This window comes from Lentzea sp. NPDC005914, from assembly GCF_040629405.1.
Lineage (GTDB): Bacteria > Actinomycetota > Actinomycetes > Mycobacteriales > Pseudonocardiaceae > Lentzea.
The window spans coordinates 270,520-284,807 of the sequence record NZ_JBEXVQ010000007.1 but is presented as its reverse complement, the minus strand read 5'-3'; the positions used below and the strand labels follow the sequence as shown (position 1 = coordinate 284,807).

At 69.5% G+C, this 14,288-nt stretch carries 13 protein-coding genes; 4 read left to right on the top strand and 9 right to left on the bottom strand.

Translation table 11 applies throughout. The features are described from left to right. Positions 1-361 precede the first annotated feature (361 nt). Positions 362-1,114 (bottom strand): FHA domain-containing protein, encoded by a 753-nt coding sequence (locus tag ABZ345_RS12845; protein WP_359846512.1) that lies wholly within the window; start codon positions 1,112-1,114, stop codon positions 362-364. A gap of 101 nt (positions 1,115-1,215) precedes the next feature. On the opposite strand from ABZ345_RS12845, the gene ABZ345_RS12840 reads away from it, so the two are divergent. Further along, on the top strand, positions 1,216-2,922 hold the full coding sequence (locus ABZ345_RS12840) for a serine/threonine-protein kinase (protein WP_359846509.1): 1,707 nt from the start codon (positions 1,216-1,218) through the stop codon (positions 2,920-2,922). Here ABZ345_RS12840 and ABZ345_RS12835 read toward each other — a convergent pair. Together ABZ345_RS12835 and ABZ345_RS12830 are read right to left on the bottom strand one after the other, a co-directional pair. Beyond that, complete coding sequence (locus tag ABZ345_RS12835; protein WP_359846506.1) at positions 2,882-4,075, bottom strand: sugar efflux transporter; 1,194 nt, start codon at positions 4,073-4,075, stop codon at positions 2,882-2,884. The two genes, ABZ345_RS12840 and ABZ345_RS12835, sit on opposite strands and share 41 nt — an antisense overlap. 64 nt (positions 4,076-4,139) lie before the next feature. Then, positions 4,140-5,492, bottom strand: coding sequence for a gamma-glutamyltransferase (locus ABZ345_RS12830; RefSeq protein ID WP_359846504.1), 1,353 nt, complete (start codon positions 5,490-5,492; stop codon positions 4,140-4,142). A gap of 113 nt (positions 5,493-5,605) precedes the next feature. On the opposite strand from ABZ345_RS12830, the gene ABZ345_RS12825 reads away from it, so the two are divergent. After that, positions 5,606-8,311 carry a WD40 repeat domain-containing protein gene (locus tag ABZ345_RS12825; protein WP_359846501.1) on the top strand — a complete coding sequence of 902 codons (2,706 nt, stop codon included), beginning with the start codon at positions 5,606-5,608 and terminating at the stop codon, positions 8,309-8,311. 39 nt (positions 8,312-8,350) lie between these two features. On the opposite strand, the gene ABZ345_RS12820 is transcribed toward ABZ345_RS12825, so the two are convergent. Then, a complete protein-coding gene (locus ABZ345_RS12820; protein WP_359846498.1) occupies positions 8,351-9,136 on the bottom strand; it encodes a hypothetical protein in 786 nt (261 codons plus the stop codon). 262 nt (positions 9,137-9,398) lie between these two features. On the opposite strand from ABZ345_RS12820, the gene ABZ345_RS12815 reads away from it, so the two are divergent. Next, positions 9,399-9,665 carry a DUF6289 family protein gene (locus ABZ345_RS12815; RefSeq protein WP_359846495.1) on the top strand — a complete coding sequence of 89 codons (267 nt, stop codon included), beginning with the start codon at positions 9,399-9,401 and terminating at the stop codon, positions 9,663-9,665. A 3-nt stretch (positions 9,666-9,668) separates the two neighbouring features. Here ABZ345_RS12815 and ABZ345_RS12810 read toward each other — a convergent pair whose 3' ends face one another. From ABZ345_RS12810 to ABZ345_RS12800, 3 genes are read right to left on the bottom strand one after another with little or no spacing between them, the layout of a single operon-like run. Then, positions 9,669-10,295, bottom strand: coding sequence for a response regulator transcription factor (locus ABZ345_RS12810; RefSeq protein WP_359846492.1), 627 nt, complete (start codon positions 10,293-10,295; stop codon positions 9,669-9,671). Beyond that, positions 10,292-11,338: a histidine kinase gene (locus ABZ345_RS12805; protein WP_359846489.1), complete on the bottom strand. Its 1,047-nt coding sequence runs from the start codon at positions 11,336-11,338 to the stop codon at positions 10,292-10,294. Before ABZ345_RS12805 ends, ABZ345_RS12810 begins: the two co-directional genes overlap by 4 nt. Further along, the gene (locus ABZ345_RS12800) at positions 11,335-11,886 is read right to left on the bottom strand and encodes a DUF1453 domain-containing protein (RefSeq protein ID WP_359846486.1); all 552 of its coding nucleotides are present in this window, start codon (positions 11,884-11,886) and stop codon (positions 11,335-11,337) included. Before ABZ345_RS12800 ends, ABZ345_RS12805 begins: the two co-directional genes overlap by 4 nt. 115 nt (positions 11,887-12,001) lie before the next feature. On the opposite strand from ABZ345_RS12800, the gene ABZ345_RS12795 reads away from it, so the two are divergent. Next, positions 12,002-12,595 (top strand): DedA family protein, encoded by a 594-nt coding sequence (locus ABZ345_RS12795; RefSeq protein WP_359846483.1) that lies wholly within the window; start codon positions 12,002-12,004, stop codon positions 12,593-12,595. On the opposite strand, the gene ABZ345_RS12790 is transcribed toward ABZ345_RS12795, so the two are convergent. After that, complete coding sequence (locus ABZ345_RS12790; protein ID WP_359846480.1) at positions 12,502-13,728, bottom strand: MFS transporter; 1,227 nt, start codon at positions 13,726-13,728, stop codon at positions 12,502-12,504. The genes ABZ345_RS12795 and ABZ345_RS12790 overlap by 94 nt on opposite strands. 88 nt (positions 13,729-13,816) lie before the next feature. Further along, complete coding sequence (locus tag ABZ345_RS12785; RefSeq protein WP_359846643.1) at positions 13,817-14,167, bottom strand: hypothetical protein; 351 nt, start codon at positions 14,165-14,167, stop codon at positions 13,817-13,819. Positions 14,168-14,288 lie beyond the last annotated feature (121 nt).

Here is a 14,288-nt window from a genome sequence, read left to right as displayed (position 1 = left end):
GGCACATAGCGGCATGGCACGCAGGACGCGCGATCTCGTTGAGCGGCACCCGTCAGCGAACAGTGTTAGCGACGTTGTTGTTGCAGCACACACGTGTTGCGCCGCTCGAGAAGTTGATCGACGCGCGACGAGCCCGAAGTGGCCCGCGAGGTCGTCCGGAACGCCGTTCCACACCTGCGCGCACTGCTCGCGCCAGGCCCGGAAATCCTGATCTTGCCGCGGTTTCCGGATCACGTTCTGGAAACACCTGCGGTACGCGCCGATCACACCCGCGTTTCGCGTCTCGCAACCGATCCAGAACGACCGCGAGGGCACTCACGTTGTGCCGCAACGACCTTGCTTCGTTCGCAAAACTATCTACTCAGGACAGAGCGTCGATCAACGCCAGATCCGGCGGCACCAAGGTCGTCGACAGCACGAGCTCCCGCATGAGGTTGTCGTTCAACGCGTTGCCGACGGGCTCGCCGACCTCTTCGCGTACGAGCCCCGCCACGCCCTCACGCGACAACCGGGAGCGCACGGCGGCGACCATGTGCTCGACCTTCTTGTGGCTCCACGCCTCGTCGGGCCGCAGCTCGGCCATCACCTCGGCGACGTGCTGGCGGGCCAACGGCTGAGGGTTCGCCTCGTGCATGAGGTAGCGCTGGCCGAGCACGACGAGCAGCAGCCGTTCGTCGTCGGTGAGCCTCCATCGGCGCGGAGGTTCGGTCACGGCACCGTGCGGCACCGCGGGCTGGCCACCGTCCGGGCCCGCCACGTAGAGCTCCAGCAGGTGTTCGCGGTCGCGGGTACCGCGGATGAACAACGGCGTGTAGCCGTCGGTCAGAGGCACCGCGTCCTCGTCCGGGAACAGCCACCGCGACTTCGGCAACCGGATCGGCAGCCGCCCGAGGTTGCTCACCCACCACGCACCCTCGCGGCACGTCAGCGCGCCGTGCCGTCGTGACACCCGCAGGTCGCTCTCCCCCACACAGATGTCGACCTCGGGCCGGTTGCGCCCGAACACCACGGTGTGGCCGTCGACGGGCGCGCTGTTCACACGGCCCGTGACCGCCAACGCGACGATGCCACCGGGCACCGTCTTGGGCGCCTGACGCGCCAGACTCTCGTACACGTCATTCCCCCCAAATCTCATGTGGCTGGAATATTTTTGTCCGAACAATTCTTCGCAGTGTGCACCCGCGAGGTGGGGACCCGTCCCTAAGATCCCAGTTCGTGGTTGGACGCACTATCGCGGACAGGTACCGGCTCGAAGAGCACCTCGGTGCGGGCGGCATGGGGGAGGTGTGGCGGGCGACCGACCTGCGGTTGCAGGAAACGGTCGCGCTGAAGCGGCCCCGGGAGGGCGACGCGGGGCACGAGGCGCGCATCGGCGGCGAGCTCAGCCACCCGAACGTCATCACCGTGCACGGCACGGTGAGCGACGGCGCCGACCAGTGGCTGGTGATGGAGTACCTGCCGTCGCGGTCGCTGGCGGAGATCATCGAGGCGGACGGCCCGATCAGCCCGCAACGGGCCGCGAAGATCGGCACACAACTCGCGGACGCGCTCGCCGCCATGCACGCGAAGGGCATGGTCCACCGGGACGTGAAGCCCGGCAACGTCCTGGTCGGCGACAACGACGTGGCGAAGCTCAGCGACTTCGGCATCTCGCGGTGGGCGGAACAGACCCGCGTCGGCGGCGGTGACGTGGCCGGAACCGCCGCGTACCTGGCGCCCGAGGTGGCGGACGGCCACGAGGCACGGCCGGCGTCCGATGTGTTCGCATTGGGCGCCACGCTCTTCGCCGCCGTCGAGGGCACGTCGCCGTGGGGATCCCCGGACGCCGGATCCTCCGAACAGCTCCGCCGCGCCAAGGCCTACGACATCACGCCGCCACAGCACTCGGGCCCGTTCGGCGACCTGCTCGCGCAGCTGATGCAGCGCGACCCGCAGGACCGGCCCGCCACCGAGAACGTCCGCGCGTTGCTCGAGGGCGTGAAGCTCCCGAACCCGCGGCGCCGCAAGGCGGTCGTGATCGGTGCCGCCGCACTCGTCGCCGTGGTCGTGGCCGGTGCGGTGATCTACTCACGGCTGCCCGTGGCCGGCACGGTCGGCGATCCCCGCACGATGGACGTGTGCGGGCTGACCGCGAGCAAGGACGACTTCCAGCGCTTCCAGCCCCACCACGTCGACACCAGCGCCCTGAACTCGTACTGGATCAACGGCTGTACCAGCTGGCTCGCGTTCGACGAGAAGGGCGACGACGGTCTGGTGGTCGACTACTTCGTCAAGCAGTTCGTCCAGTACGGCACCACGAAGCCGACCGGGCAGCTCGGCGCGGTCACGCAGATCGGGACCACCAAGGAGTCCTGCACGAAGTCGATCGTGCTGGTCGACGGCAACAGCCTGCAGATCGAGACCAAGGGCGATTCCAGTCGGCCGTTGTGCGACATCGCCCAGGTCGCGGGCGAACACGCGCGCGCTGTGCTGACGGAGCGCCAGATCCCGCGGCGCACCGAGCCGTGGCCGAAGGACTCTCTCGCGAACGTCGACGCGTGCAGTCTGCTGAAGCCGGAGAACCTGGAGCCGCAGCTGAAGTCCGCGGCGACCCCGTACCCGTGGAACGAGCTCGGGTCGTGGGGCTGCGGCTGGGACTACGACCCGCGGCAGATCCAGATCGAGTTCAGCCGCCAACCGGCGTTCGACTCCCACGACGGCACGGTCATCGACGTCGGCCGCGGGCTGCTCGCCTATCTGGACCCGGAGTCCGACGAGGGCGTGTGCCAGGTGAAGATCCGGCAGCGCATCGCGAAACCAGGGCCGGAAGAGCGGTACGAGGTCGTGCGCGTGATCCTCTCGGAGGAGAAGCTCAACGAGGGCACGTCGTTGTGCCCTGGTGCTACAGAGCTGGCGAAAGCCGTGGTTCCGCGGCTGCCCTGACCTTGCCCGCGACGAGCAGCAACACCAGCCCCAGCACGCACATGGAGAGGCTGAACCCGTAGACCCAGCGGAACCCGAACTGCTGGGCCGCACCCAGCAGCGCGCCCGCGACCATGCCGCCGATGATCTGGGTGTTGCTGAACATCGTGGTGGCGTGGCCGGGCCGTTCGGGGTCGAGGCTCTGGAAGTACGTGATGCCGACGCCCATGATCAACGAGATGACGGTGGCGTGCAGCAGCTGCAACACCATCACCTGCCAGACGGCGTGGGTGAACACCATCAAGCCGTGGTAGCTCAACGAGATCGCCGCGCCGATGACGACGAGCTTGTGCTGCGACATCCGGTTGGCCAGCGAGCCGAACCACAGCATCATCGGGATCTCCAGCGCCGCGCACAGTCCCATCGCGAGACCCGCGTCGCCCGCCGTGCCCTCGAGGTTGGACGTGACGAACAGCGGCAGACCGCCGACCGCGAGCGAGACGGAGCCCTGCAGGAACACGAACGCGGCCGTGACGATCGAGAACCCGGCACGCGAGTGCCCGGTCTCCTCGACCTTCGGCTGTTCGGGTTCCGCCGGGGGAACGGGCAGCAGGATCGCGAGCACCGCGACGCCGAGCTGGAGGATCGCCGAGGCGCCGAAGAGGCCCACCCAGCCGATGTTGGCGACGACCAGCGCGGCCAGCGGCGGACCGGCCACCCACGCGACCGACAGCAGGGTGCGCAGCACGCTGACGGTCATCGACGGTCCTTGTGAGACCTGACGGCCGTAGGCGAAGAGCTGCGGCAGCAACGACGACGTGATCGCCACGAAGATCACCGACGCGCCGAGCAGGAGCCAGTAGTCGCGCAGCACGGAGAACAGCCCGTAGCCGATCGCGCCGGCGAGGCCGCCCGCCACGAGCATGTACCGGCGCTGCACGCGGCCGTCCGACAACTTGCCCATGATCGTGCTGGCGACCACCGACGCGAGCGGGCTCGCGATCAGGAAGACGCTGAGCTGGACCGGCGAGACCTTGATCTCGGAGGTGAGGAACAGGGAGCCGAACGGCATGGCGAACGCCATCGACACGCCGGACACGACGCTGATGACGGACAGTTGCAGGAACGTTCGGGACAGGAGCGGCGAGGAGGATCTCTCGCGTAGTGCCGTCACGCAGCCATCGTGCTTGTTGACTGGTGAATCAGGAAACTAATTTTCCCATTATGCGGGCAACGTCTCACACAATGACGACGGCACCGTCGCGACGGTGATCTCCACCACCCCTGAGCAGGCCTGATCCGGTCATCTCGACGACCTGGCAACCGCCGAAGAACATGCTCGGCGCGCGAAATCGCGTAACCGGGAGTTCAGTTTCCGGTCGAATTCCCGGTTCGACCTGGAGATGATCTCCGCTGAGGTGCAGCCGGGGTGCGTCGACGGCGTCCTGGGCGGGCATTCCGCGGTCGAGGACGTTCACGAGCACTTGCAGGATCGCGCCGCATATCCGGCTCGACCCCGCGCTGCCGAGCACGAGCTCCGCGCCGCCGTGGTTGGTCACGACGGTCGGCGACATCATCGACGGCAGCCGGTCGCCGGGCGCGTGGCTGAAGAACCCGTCGGGCGACAGGTCCTCCTCCCCCATCATGTTGTTCAGGTGCACGCCCGCGATCGAGATGCCGGAGCCCGCGCCGTTCGTCGTCGTGACCGAGCACGCCGTGCCGTCGGCGTCGAGCACGGAGATGTGCGTGGTGGAGCCGAGACGGTTCAGGTGCGTCTTCGGGGCGGCCATCGCGCGGATGAGGTCATGTTGCGACGGGTTGTCCGGCAACGCTTCCAGCATCTGCGTGAGCAACGCACCGCCCGCCGCGGGTGGTGGGTTCGTGTGGATGTCACGGCCGCGGTGACGCACGTGCAGCGGTTCCCTGCAAGCGACCTCGTAGGCCGCGAGGTCCTTGCGGCTCAGGTCGCCGCCGTTCGCGGTGATCTCGTCCGCGATCGCCGCCGCGATGTCGCCGGTGTAGAACGGGTCCGCTCCGTCCTTGCCCAGGCGCTCCAGGGCTTCGGCCACGTGCGGCTGGACGAGAAGCTCGCCTTCCTCGAACGCGGTGAGGCCCGCGCTGTGGGCGAGCGGCAGCAGCAGTGAGGTGACGTAGGCCTGGTACCGGTTGACCCGGTGGCCTTCGCGGGCGTGTTTCGCCGCTATCGCAACGAGTTCTTCGAGCGGCGCCCGTCCGTAGGTGGCGGCTTTCGCGGCCCCGGCGGGCATTCCGTACGCGGCGACCGACGACGGTCCGACGTGGAACTCCTGCGACGCGTCACCGAAGTGGACGGTGATGGGGTCGAGGGGAGCCCTGGTCGCCTGCGGGTCGCGGCCCGGTGCCTCAGCCGAGAAGTCCAGCAGCACAGGGGTCTCGCTGGCCGGGGCGATGAGCATGTACCCGGCGGCGCCGAGGCCGGTCAGCAGCGGCTCCGTCACGCACGACGTCAACATGGCCGCGACGGCCGCGTCGACCGCGTTTCCTCCGGCGCGCAGCATCGCCGCGCCCGCCTGTGCGGTGAGCGGGTGGCCCGCCGCGATCGCGCCTCGCACCGTCTACCTCCACGAAGAGAAGGCAATCAACGGTAGACCTCGTCACGATCAGGGGGCCACCCGGCCGGTAGTTTGTTCCATGCCGAATAACTCGGCTGCGAGGGGAGAGCCCGGTGCCGCGAGCCGAACGGCCGTTGAAAGCCGACGGATCAGTGCTGACCGAGTTCGCCGCCGACCTGCGCTTGCTGCGGGAGAAGGCCGGCAGTCCCCCGTACCGCGAGCTCGCGATACGGGCTCATTTCTCCGCGTCAACGCTCGCCGGAGCCGCGGCGGGCCAGAAGCTGCCGACGCTCGAGGTCACGCTCGCCTACGTGCACGCGTGCGACGGCGACCAGGACGAGTGGACCCAGCGCTGGCACGCCGCTCAGACCGAGCTTCGTGGTGACACCACCGCCGTGCCGGACAGGACGCCGTACGTCGGGCTGGCCGCGTTCGGCGTCGAGGAGGCGGACCGCTTCTTCGGGCGCGACAAGCTGGTCCGGCAGCTGTGCGCGCTCGTCGCCGCACGTCGCTTCACCGCGGTGATCGGGCCTTCCGGGTCCGGCAAGTCGTCGTTGCTGCACGCGGGACTGCTGCACGCTCGCGGGACCGGCGCGCACGGCCTCGAGGCAGGTCCCGCGGTCGTGATCACGCCCGGCGCGCGTCCGGCGGCCAGGCTCGCCGCGGTGCCGGACGACGACCGGCTGCTCGTCGTCGACCAGTTCGAGGAGCTCTTCACGCTGTGCCAGGACAAGGCGGAGCGGGCCGAGTTCATCGAGGCGCTGTCCCGCAGGCACGTCGTCATCGGCGTGCGGGCGGACTTCTACGCCCACTGCGCGGCGCATCCCGTGCTGGTCGAGGTGCTGCGCGACGGCCAGCTCCTGGTCGGCCCGATGACGAACGAGGAGCTGCGGGCGGCGATCGTGACACCGGCCGCCGTCACCGGGTGCCGGCTGGAACCCGCGCTGGTGGACCGGGTGATCGAGGAGGCGGTCGCACAACCCGGTGTGCTGCCGCTCGTGTCCCACGCTCTGCTGGAGACGTGGCGGCGCCGGCGTGACGGCATGCTGACCGTCGTGGGCTACCAGCTCGCCGGCGGCATCTCGGAGGCCATCGCCCAGACCGCGGAGACCGCCTATCGCCAGTTGTCGCCGCAGCAACAGCAACGCGCGCGCGAGGTGTTCGTCCGGCTCGTCGCGCTCGGTCAGGGCACCGAGGACACCAAACGCCGCATCGAACGCCGCGAGCTCGACGCCGAGGCGGACGAGGTCCTGGAACACCTGGCGGCGGCACGGCTGGTCACCCTGGACCGGACGAGTGTGGAGATCACCCACGAGGCGTTGATCCGCCGCTGGCCGCGGCTGCGGGCGTGGCTCGACGACGATCGGGAAAGCCTGCGCCGGCACCGCGAGCTCACCGACGCCACCGACGTGTGGGAGTCGCACGACCGCGATCCCGGTTCCCTGTACCGCGGCACTCGTCTCGCACTGGCCCGCGACCTCGACCGGTCGTCGCTGACGGCGCGCGAACGCACGTTCCTCGACGCCGCTGTCACCGCCGAGGAGACCGAGCTGGCCGCCGCGCGCACCCGGTCGCGGCGGATGCGGTATCTCAGCGCACTTTTGGCCGTGCTGCTGGTGATCAGCACGATCGCGACCGTCCGCGCGGTGGTCGCCGAACGCGATGTCACCGACCAGCGCAACACCGCGTTGTCGCAGAAGGTCGCGGCCGAGGCGGTCTCGCAACGGCAGACCGACCCCGGTCTCGCGGCCCAGCTCGCGCTCGCCGCGTACCGGCTCGTGCCGACGCCCGAGGCCCGCGACGGGCTCATCAGCACGCTGGCCACCCCGCTGACGGGCCACCGCGACTACGTCAACGCCGCGCAGTTCACCCCTGACGGCACACGGATCGTCACGGCCGCACGAGACCGGACACTGCGAGTCTGGAACACGGCGGCTCCGCAGAAGCCGCTGGTGATCGACACCGGTCACGGCGGCAACATCTACTCGATGGCGATCAGCCCCGACGGCAGGACCATCGCCACCGGCAGCGGCGACAGGACCGCCGGGCTGTGGACGATCGACGGCCGCCGGATCGCCACCCTCGCAGGCCACGCGGACGCCGTGTACTCGGTCGCGTTCAGCCGCGACGGCAGGACGGTCGCCACCGGCAGCTGGGATCGCACCGCCAAGCTGTGGGACGTCGCCACCGGGCAGGAGATCGCGACGCTCACCGGGTTCGAGCTCAACGTCAAGCAGGTCGCGTTCAGCCCGGACGGCACCACGATCGCGGTGAGCAGCGACGACCGGACCGTGCGTTTCTGGGACGTCGTGAACCCGCGCGAGCCGGTACCGGTGGCACGGCTGGCGACCGGGCACACCGACATGGTCGCCGCCATCGCCTACCGGCCCGACGGCCGCACGTTCGCCACCGGCAGCGACGACAGGACCGCGAAGCTGTGGGACGTGCACGACCGGCGGGCTCCGCGCGAGATCGCGACCCTGCAGGGCCACGCGGAGGTGATCATGTCGGTCGCGTTCAGCCAGGACGGGCGCACGGTCGCCACGGCCGCCGACGACCGGACGGTGCGGGTGTGGACGGTGGACGACCCCGCGCACCCGGTGCCGCAGGCCGTGCTGACCGGCCACAACGGACCGGCTCAGTCGGTGTCGTTCGGCCCGGACGGCCGGATGCTCACCGCCAGCACCGACCACACCGCCGAGGTGTGGACCCTCGACCTCGGCTGGGCGCAACGACAGGCCTGCGCCTCGCCGCGGCGGATCACCGAGCAGGAGTGGAACCAGCGGTTCCCGGACGTGGCCTTCACATCACCATGCTGACGGGCGGACGCCACGTGCGGCGCCCGCCCGCTGCTCAGCTCACTTCTTGGTGGCCGTGTAGTTCCGGAAGTTGATGTAGGTGTCCAGGATGTCCGACGAGGCGCTCTCCACCGAGCGGTAGATGCCCCACTTCGGACGGACGTAGTCGCCCTCGTCCGGGATCCGCACGCCGGAACGCTTGCCCTGCACCGCGATCGGCGCGTTCGCACCCGTGCCGTTGCGCAGCACGAAGCCGACCGTGCCGCTCGAGCCCGGCGTGATCGTCCACTCGACCGTGACCCACTTGTCGCGCAACGGGGCCAGGTTCGTGGAAGCGATGTCCGGAGCGCCGGACGTGCTGAACGCGCGCGCCCGGATGGTTTCGGTGCTACCGCTGCGGCTCAACGACAAGGTCGTCCACGGGCCGCCGTTGGTGCTGGGTGTCTTGGTCTGGAAGATGTGCGTGAACTTGCTGGTGCCGTGCAGGGATGCCGGCATGTACATCTCGTACGAGATGACCCAGGTCTCGCCGTTCTTCATCTTGATGGCATTGCCGCCCGAGACCATGCCCTTGGACTCGGTGCGCTGACGGTCACCGCCACCGGTCGTGTCGCGGTCGTTCTTCCAGATGTTGAACCGGTAGTGGTCGCCCTCGACGACGATGTACTTGCCCTTGCGGTCGGGGAACTTGTTGCCGCGGTCGACCTCGATGCCCTCGAACGCCTTGAGGCCGTCGGTCGCGGGATTCGGTGCCCACGCGGGAGCGAGAGCCGACGCTGGATTGACGGTGACGAACATCAGGGCTGCGGCTGTGAGTGCGGCCCTGCGGGTGATACGCGATTCCATCGTTCGGTGCGTCCTTCCTGGCGGCGTACGACAGGGGGAGCACATCGGGGCGGCGGAGCGATGGCCTTTACGTAGTCGAAGGTAGGAGGTCTCGACCTGCAGTGTCAACTAAAGTGACGGAACTTGACTGCGGTTTACATGATTCATCGGATTAGTTCGGCCGCGATCGCGATCATGCCTCATATCCGGTCCCGCGGAACGGTCCTGGAACGGGATGGAACGCCTCATCAGGTGGAATGCCCTGACAGGAGAGGACCACTCGATGTTCAAGCGTGCACTGGCGACGACCTTGTTCGCCGCTGCCGTCGTGACCGCGACCGCCGCGCCGGCCACCGCCGACCCGACACTGCCGTTCCCGACGCCGGGCATGCTGATCGTGCTCAGCTACTACAACGACTACCAGCACCACGACCTCGCCGGTCAGGTGTGGTGGGGCTGCGGTGGCCCGCGCGAGAGCTGGGGCGAGCAGACGGCTCACGTCGTCGTCGGCAAGGTTCCGTGCGATCCGCCGACGCACCCGGAAGGCTGAGGTTCAGCCCCTGAGCGCCAGGGCGAGCCTGACCGCGTCGGCGCGGGAGTGCAGGTCCGCCTTGGCGAACAGGTTGTTGATGTGCGTCTTCACGGTCGCCTCGCTGATGAACAGCCGCCGCGCGATCTCGCCGTTGCGCAGGCCCTCGCCGATCAGGTCGAGCACCTCGCGTTCGCGGGCGGTCAGGTCGAATCCGGGGTCCTGCGCGGGTGTGCGGCTCGCGAGGTCCAGCAACCGCAGCTGCACGGCCGGGTCGAGGATCGCGTTGCCGGCGTGGGCGCCGCGCACGGCCTGGATGATCGTGCGCCGGTCGGCGTCCTTGGTCAGATAGCCGCGGGCACCCGCGCGCAACGCCGCCAGGATCGACTCGTCGTCGTCGAACGTGGTGAGCACGACGACCGGCAGGTCCGGGTGCGAGTGCCGCAACGCCGCGGTGGCCCCGGCGCCGCCCATGACCGGCATGTTGAGGTCCATCAGCACGACCTCGGGGCCGAGTTCCTCCACGGCCGCAAGGGCTTCCTGGCCGTTGGACGCGGTGCCGACGACGGTGATGTCCGGGTCGAGGTCGAGCATGACGGCGAGCCCGTCGCGGACCGCCGCCTGGTCGTCCACGATCAACAGCCTGATCATCGGGGCAGCTCCATCCTGACCGTCCACCCTGGACCCTCGCGTCCTGCGAACAGTGTCCCACCGAGCAGAGCAGCCCTCTCCCGCATGCCCGCCAGGCCCATTCCGCCGCACTGCTGCTCCTGCGCCGGCCCGTTGTCGGTCACGGTCAGCCTGATCGTCGAGGCCGTGTACTCGAGCACCAGGTCCACTTCGGCGCCAGGTGCGTGTTTGTGCGCGTTGGTCAGGGCTTCCTGCGCGGCACGGATGATGGCCTGCGCGATCTCCACGCTCACCGGGTCCTCACCGATGACGCGGAACGACGCGCCGTGGCTCTCCGCGAGCCGGGAGATCGACTCCGGCAACGGCACCGCGGCATCCCGCAACGCGTGCACGGCCCGCCGGGTCTCCTTCAGCCCGGAGACCGCCAACGCGCGGGCGCGCAGCACGGCTTCGTTGGCCTCGCCGGACTTGCCCGCGGCGTGCAGGGCGTCGGCCATGTCCAGTTGCACGGCGATGCCGGACAGCGAGTGCCCGACCACGTCGTGGATCTCGTGCGCGATCCGGCCGCGTTCCTCCAGCGCCGCGGCGTACTCGGCGGCCACCTGGGCGTTGGCTCGTTCGCGGCGGATCAGGCCGAAGAGCACCGGCAGTCCCGCCGTGAGGCACAGCCACCACGGCGGCGCGTCCGGCACGTTGACCAGCCACGTGGTGATCGTGGCGAGCACCGACCCGGCGACCGCCAAGACGACCGCGACCTGGAAGGACCGCAGGCGCCGCCCGGCGGTGCTGGTCGCGAGGAACACGTACGCGACCGCCGCGGTGGCCGGTGCCAGCGCGAACAGCAGGGCGCTGACCAGCACGAACACGGTGAGCACCGCGACGGCCCAGCCTTCGGGCAGCCGGTCGAGCACGAACGCGGACGTGACCGCCGCGGCGATCGCCACGGCGGTCAGGGCCCAGGTCAGCCCGGGCAGGCTCGGCGGGCGGTCGATCAGGTGGATCACCGTGACCACGGCGATCACCAGCGTGACCAGCGGCCGGAACAACCCGTCAGCGAAGCTCATCGGGATGAATCATGCCCGTTGCGAACCTTCTGCTGCCACGAGTCCAAAACCGGCGACGTGCGGTGCGGCGCTCCCCTGCGTCCCTTCGACCACACGACCTGACCGCCCACCCGCACGGCCTTGGACAGCACGACCAGCCCCTCGGCGAGCAGGCCCGCGCCGACCACGAGCATCAGCCCGTTGCCCGCCTGCACCGCGCTCGGGTCGATCAGGTTCATCACGAACACGGCGGCCAGCCGCGCGGCGATGCTGGCCACCCACAGCACGATCGTCATGGCCGTGTAGCGGAGCATCACGATGCCGTTCTGCTCGTACGTTCGGATCGTCAGCCCGCGCAGCAGACCGAAGACGACGCTGAGCGCCGCACTGGCGGCGAGGAACACGACCGCGGTCACCGAGTGCACCGACGTCTGCGTCAGCCCGATGATCCCGAGCACCGCCGGGAGCACCAGCAGCCGCTTGCCCACGGCGGGCTCCCCCATCAACCGCCGCGCCATCACGTAGAGGATGGCCGCGGCGATCAGCACAATCTGCAGAGTCCCTGTCATGGCGACAACGTTAGGAATTCGGGCAGGTCAGCGCGTGGACCCGGCGCCGTAGCCAGGGTGGAGATCCTTCTCCACCCGCGGGTTGAGGGGCGGGGCAAAACGGGTAGATCAGGTCATGGAGTGGATCACTGCGCTGATGGAGGCGCTCGGCTCGCCCGGCGCGGGACTGGCGGTCGCGCTGGAGAACGTGTTCCCGCCGGTGCCGAGCGAGGTGATCCTGCCACTGGCCGGGTTCACCGCCACTCAGGGCAGGATCTCGCTGGTCGCCGCCATCCTGTGGACCACGGCCGGCTCGGTCGCCGGCGCTCTGGTGCTGTACTTCCTGGGTTCCTGGCTGGGTCTGGACCGCACGCGGCGTCTGTTCGGCAAGCTGCCGTTCGTGTCCGAGTCCGATGTGGACAAAGCCGATGCGTGGTTCGACAAGCACGGCAACGCGGCCGTGTTCCTCGGGCGGATGGTGCCGGTGGTGCGGAGCCTGATCTCCATCCCCGCCGGGGTGTCCGGGATGCCGATCGCCCGGTTCACCCTCTACACCGCGGCGGGCAGCCTCGTCTGGAACTCCGCGCTGATCCTCGCGGGCTACTTCCTGGGCGAGAACTACTCGGTGATCGACCGCTACCTGGGCTGGGTCTCCACGGCGGTGCTCGCCGCACTGGCCATCGCCATCGTCTGGTTCGTGGTGTCGCGCTTGAAGGCGCGCCGCTCGTAGACCACCGACGCTGTGGCAATTGCCAGGCCCGCCAACGACAGCGCCACCCCGACCCAGGCCGTGGACGTGTAGCCCCAGCCGGCCGCGATCGCCAGGCCACCGAGCCACGCGCCCGCGCCGTTCGCGACGTTGAGCGACGAGTGGTTGGACGACGAGGCCAGCGACGGCGCGTCCGGCGAGGCGTCCATGAGCCGGATCTGCAGCGCGGCCGCGAGGATCTGCACGACGAAGCCGAGCAGGAACAGGTTCACGAACAGGAACACCGGCACGGTCGCCGTCAGTCCGAAGAGGACCAGGATCAGGCACACCGCGACCAGCCCGCCGAACACCGAGCCCATCGCCGACCGGTCCACGAACCGCCCGCCGAACGTCGCCCCGAGCGTCATGCCCAGCCCGAACACCGCGAGCATCCACGGCACCGCAGTCTGGGAGAGCCCCGCGACCTCGGTCGTCAGCGGCGCGACGTAGGAGTAGACGGCGAACATGCCACCGAACCCGATCATGCCGGTGAAGATCGCGAACCACACCGTCGGCCGCCCGAACGCCCGGACCTCGCCCTTCATCGACGCGCCCTCGACCTTGGGCATCCGCGGCACCCACGCCCCGATCGCCGCGGCCGTGACCAGCGCGATGACCGCCACCGCCAGGTACGCCGTGCGCCACCCGATCTGCTGCCCCGCCGCCGTCGCCAGCGGCACGCCCACAAGGTTCGCCACGGTCAGACCGACCATCACACGCGCAACAGCCGTGCCACGCCGTTCGGGAGCAACGAGCGTCGCCGCCACCACCGCCGCAATGCCGAAGAACGCCCCGTGCGGCAACCCCGCGACAAACCGCGCCACGAGCAGCAGCGTCTTGTCCTGAGCCGCGGCACTCAACCCGTTGCCCAGCGCCACCGCGAGCATCAGCCCGATGAGCATCCCCTTGCGCGGCAGCTTGGCCCCGAGCACCGCGATCAACGGCGCCCCGACCACCACACCGGCGGCGTAGAGGCTGATCGCATGGCCCGCCTCGTAGTCCTGGATCCCGAAGGTCTCCGCGATCTGCGGCAACAGCCCCATCGTCGCGAACTCGGTCGTACCGATGCCGAACCCGCCGAGCGCGAGCGCGGTCATGGCGCGGGTGGTGTTCACGGCTCCCCTTGGCTCGGATTAGTTAGCAACTTGAACGATTTTACGGGCCTTCTGACGCGCTTCAGAAGGCTTCCGCGGGTGCCGCTGCTCACACGCTCGCCCAGCCCGATCGAGATGCCCGCGCCCGCCAGACCCCCAGCACCGCGCCGCTCCAGTTCGGCGCGGTGGAGCCGAGGCCGTTCCCGATGGCCACGCCGCCGAGCCACGCCCCACCGGCGTCGCCGAGGTTGAACGCCGTGATGTTGGCCGCCGAGGTCGCCGCCCTGCTTCGCCTGCCGCGGCACGTGCGCGGCGCCGCAGCGCCTAGCCCGAATCCCCCGTGCCCCAACACCGAAGAAGGCCGGCCCCACGGCAGGGAGCCGGCCTTCTCGACACGCCACAGATCAGATGCGCGGAACCTCGACCAGCGCCCGGACGTGGAGCCCGCGACATCGGCCATCATCAGAAGTGGCGAGCCACATCTGCGGGCTGCGGAACACGGCAAGGTCGCCGCCCTGCTTCGCCTGCCGCGGCGCGTGCGCGATGCCGCGGCGCCCAACCCGAATCACCCGAGCCCCCAA

Coding starts and splice junctions, on each gene's coding strand:
- ABZ345_RS12820 (WP_359846498.1), bottom strand. CDS start 9,136: ATGGAATCGCGTATCACCCGCAGGGCCGCACTCACAGCCGCAGCCCTG.
- ABZ345_RS12815 (WP_359846495.1), top strand. CDS start 9,399: ATGTTCAAGCGTGCACTGGCGACGACCTTGTTCGCCGCTGCCGTCGTG.
- ABZ345_RS12810 (WP_359846492.1), bottom strand. CDS start 10,295: ATGATCAGGCTGTTGATCGTGGACGACCAGGCGGCGGTCCGCGACGGG.
- ABZ345_RS12805 (WP_359846489.1), bottom strand. CDS start 11,338: ATGAGCTTCGCTGACGGGTTGTTCCGGCCGCTGGTCACGCTGGTGATC.
- ABZ345_RS12800 (WP_359846486.1), bottom strand. CDS start 11,886: ATGACAGGGACTCTGCAGATTGTGCTGATCGCCGCGGCCATCCTCTAC.
- ABZ345_RS12795 (WP_359846483.1), top strand. CDS start 12,002: ATGGAGTGGATCACTGCGCTGATGGAGGCGCTCGGCTCGCCCGGCGCG.
- ABZ345_RS12785 (WP_359846643.1), bottom strand. CDS start 14,167: ATGGCCGATGTCGCGGGCTCCACGTCCGGGCGCTGGTCGAGGTTCCGC.